The organism is Phyllobacterium sp. P5_D12, from assembly GCF_054049495.1.
The window spans coordinates 1-3,267 of record NZ_JBFUMG010000500.1; the positions used below are offsets into that span (position 1 = coordinate 1).

General features: G+C 56.8%; 4 protein-coding genes. 3 read left to right on the top strand and 1 reads right to left on the bottom strand.

The window, feature by feature from the left end:
- On the bottom strand, positions 1 to 339 hold a 339-nt coding region (gene infC, locus ACXJ5O_RS22465), incomplete at its 3' end, for a translation initiation factor IF-3 (RefSeq protein ID WP_457301834.1).
- A 215-nt stretch (positions 340 to 554) separates the two neighbouring features.
- Between infC and ACXJ5O_RS22470 the strand changes: the two genes are divergently transcribed.
- From ACXJ5O_RS22470 to ACXJ5O_RS22480, 3 genes are all read left to right on the top strand, one after another.
- The gene (locus tag ACXJ5O_RS22470) at positions 555 to 1,346 is read left to right on the top strand and encodes an alpha/beta hydrolase (protein ID WP_457301831.1); all 792 of its coding nucleotides are present in this window, start codon (positions 555 to 557) and stop codon (positions 1,344 to 1,346) included.
- Between the two features lie 14 nt (positions 1,347 to 1,360).
- Complete coding sequence (locus ACXJ5O_RS22475) at positions 1,361 to 2,515, top strand: benzoate/H(+) symporter BenE family transporter (RefSeq protein ID WP_457301832.1); 1,155 nt, start codon at positions 1,361 to 1,363, stop codon at positions 2,513 to 2,515.
- A 107-nt stretch (positions 2,516 to 2,622) separates the two neighbouring features.
- Positions 2,623 to 3,072: a DUF2852 domain-containing protein gene (locus ACXJ5O_RS22480; RefSeq protein ID WP_457301833.1), complete on the top strand. Its 450-nt coding sequence runs from the start codon at positions 2,623 to 2,625 to the stop codon at positions 3,070 to 3,072.
- Positions 3,073 to 3,267 lie beyond the last annotated feature (195 nt).

Here is a 3,267-nt window from a genome sequence, read left to right on the forward strand (position 1 = left end):
CATCTTCACATCATAATCATGCGTGTCGATATTCGGGCGCATCTTGATTTCTTTGATTTCGACGGTCTTCTGCTTCTTGCGCGCTTCAGCAGCTTTCTTCTGGCCCTGGTATTTCAGCTTCCCGAGATCGACGATCTTGCAGACCGGCGGCTCGGCATTGGGCACGATCTCGACGAGATCGAGTCCAGCCTCATCGGCCATCGCCAGTGCTGCTTGAATAGTGACTATGCCGTGGTTTTCACCTTCGGCATCAATGAGCTGTACCTGAGGTACGCGGATATCGCGGTTGGAACGAGGTCCATCTTTCTGGACCACCTGGGCTCTAAAGGGTCGACGAATGGCAGTAATCTCCTTGAATTATTTCGGACCCGCAAATAGCACCGTCAGGCCGGAGCCGCAATGCTTCTGTGCGCGGGCGCATGCCAATATCGTTATTTTTGGGAAAAATCACGCCAATCAAACATAGGTTTATTTCAGATTTATGCAATGTTGCGGGCTTCAACGATGAACTTTGCCGTGGCAAAAGGGCCGATCACRACACGGGAGTCACCTTTATGAATGCACCCCTGCCCCAGTTTCTAGCCGTCAACGGCCTCGATATTGCACTGCGCCGCCGCGAAGGTCGCACGCCTGGCATTGTGTGGCTGGGCGGCTATTACTCGGACATGCTGGGCAGCAAAGCCCAGTGGCTGGATCAGTGGGCAGATGAATACGGCACGGCCTTCCTTCGGCACGACTATTCCGGCCATGGCGAATCCGGCGGCGAATTCCGCGATGGTACGATCTCGTTATGGCTGGAGCAGAGCCTTGCGGTATTTCGCGCGTTTTCCTCCGGCCCGCAAATCCTTGTCGGCTCGTCCATGGGTGGATGGATTGCCTTGCGCATGATCGAGGAATTGCAAAGGACTGGCGAAGGCGGACGTGTCGCAGGACTGGTGCTCATTGCGCCGGCGCCGGATTTCACCTCGGAACTCGTCGAGCCGCAACTGACGAATGATCAGCGCCGCCAGATCGCCGAACGCGGTTATATGGAAGAACCGTCCGATTATTCGTCCGTACCCTACATCTATACAAAGGCTTTGCTGGAAGACGGCAAAACCAACCAGGTTTTGAAGGGTGTCATCCAGACCGATTGTCCTGTCCACATCCTCCAGGGCATGGAGGACAAGGACGTGCCCTATACCCATGCGCTGCGATTGATGGATCACCTGCCCGTCGACGATGTGACGATTACGCTGGTGCGCGACGGCGATCATCGCCTGTCGCGTCCGCAAGACCTTGATCTTCTGACGCGAACCGTGTCTTCAATGGTCGACAGAACAAAGATCCTTCCGCCAATTCAGTAGATTTCAGGCTCCCCATGCGCTTTTCCGTGATCGCTTCTGCTGTCGTCGCTGCTGTCGTCGGCTTTGGCGGAACGCTTGCACTTATCATCGCGGCAGCGCAGGCACTCGGAGCCACACAGGCCGAAACTGCGAGTTGGGTGACTGCATGCTGTCTCGCGATGTTCCTCGCGACAGGTTATCTGAGCTGGCGTTACAAGATGCCGATCATCGCCGCCTGGTCAACGCCTGGACTGGCGCTCATCGGCGGCTCGATCGGCTTTACCATGCCACAGGCGGTGGGGGCATTCATCGTCACTGCGATAGCGATCATTCTCACCGGTTTGATCAAACCGGTTTCTGCCTTTGTCTCCAGGATCCCGGCATCGATAGCATCGGGCATGCTTGCCGGTGTGCTGTTTGCATTCCTGATCGGGGCTGCACGAACCATACCCTTAGATCCGGTTTTTGTACTGCCTCTTATTGCGCTCTTCTTCATCATCCGCCTGTTCAACCCGGCCATGGCGGTGCTGGCCGTTCTTTTCGGCGGCGTGATTTATGCTTTTGTCAGCGGCCGCGTTGCCAGCGTCCCTGGTGTCGAGCTTTCGACGCTGACACTTATCATGCCGGTCTTCGACATGCGCGCGATGATCGGCCTGGCGCTGCCGCTTTATCTGGTCACCATGGCATCGCAGAACCTGCCGGGCTTTGCCGTCCTTCGTGCAGCGGGTTATGAGCCGCCGACGGCGGCGGCACTGCAGGTCACCGGTCTGGTCTCTCTTGTCACGGCCCCCTTCGGCGCTCACACAAGCAACATGGCGGCAATTTCTGCTGCGATCTGCACTGGCCCGGACGCGCATCCCGACCCGGAAAAGCGCTGGCTGACCGGCCCGTTCTATGCACTGTCCTATCTGATCTTTGCGATTTTTGGGGCGTCGCTGGTTGCCCTGTTTGCTGTATTGCCCGCGCCGCTCATCGCCCTTGTCGCGGGTCTCGCGCTCATCGGGGCGTTTACCAATGCTCTGTCGCTGGCGCTCAAAGTCGAACACGAGCGGCTGGCGGCGATCGTTACCTTTGCTGTCACGGCCTCGGGAATTACCATTGCGGGGATCGGCGCCGCATTTTGGGCCCTGGTGGCTGGACTTCTCGTCATAGCCATCGACTACGCAAAGAAACGTTTCGTATTTCAATGATTTGGAGCATTTGAAATCACAGTTTCTTGAAAAGCCGCAAAGTCTTTCCCATGTCGATATCAATCGGCCAATAGGGGCCGGGCTTTCTTGATAGGGAAGGGCTTTAGATGAACACTTCTGCTTTAATCCGTCCAGGCTGGTCTCCGGCGACCATCGCTCTGATGATTATCGGGTTCATGTTGTTCTGGCCTCTCGGTTTGGCCATGCTTGCCTACATTGTCTGGGGCAATCGTTTCGGCGGTTTCAAGCACGAAATGAACAATGCGGCCGATAATGTTTGCGGTGCATTCCGCCGCAGCCGCCGTTCTCAGCATTTCGGCCGCGGCCCATTCGGCACTGGCAATATTGCCTTTGACGAGTGGCGCGAGAAGGAACTGCAGCGGCTCGACGAAGAGCGCCGCAAGCTCGAAGAGATGCGAACCGAATTCGAAGACTATGCCCGCGAGCTCCGGCGCGCCAAGGACCGGGAAGAGTTCGATCGTTTCATGGCCGAGCGGAATGCTGCGCCAAAGAAACCTTCGGGTTCTGTTCCAGGTGTGAATGACGACCAGGAATAGCGACTTAAGGTCGGTTCCCTGGAAATCCGATTGCTACGGCGGCGCCTTGCGGCGCCGTCTCTGTTTTGTCTCACCGGTTTTGCTCGAATCAATTAAAGTACCTCTATGATCCTGTCCTTGTTCCGCAGCCCGCCGAAAAAATCCGCGACGCTTAAAGCTGAGCGGAGTTATGAGGTTGCGGGCCGGGTCCTGCCG

Coding starts and splice junctions, on each gene's coding strand:
- ACXJ5O_RS22470 (WP_457301831.1), top strand. CDS start 555: ATGAATGCACCCCTGCCCCAGTTTCTAGCCGTCAACGGCCTCGATATT.
- ACXJ5O_RS22475 (WP_457301832.1), top strand. CDS start 1,361: ATGCGCTTTTCCGTGATCGCTTCTGCTGTCGTCGCTGCTGTCGTCGGC.
- ACXJ5O_RS22480 (WP_457301833.1), top strand. CDS start 2,623: ATGAACACTTCTGCTTTAATCCGTCCAGGCTGGTCTCCGGCGACCATC.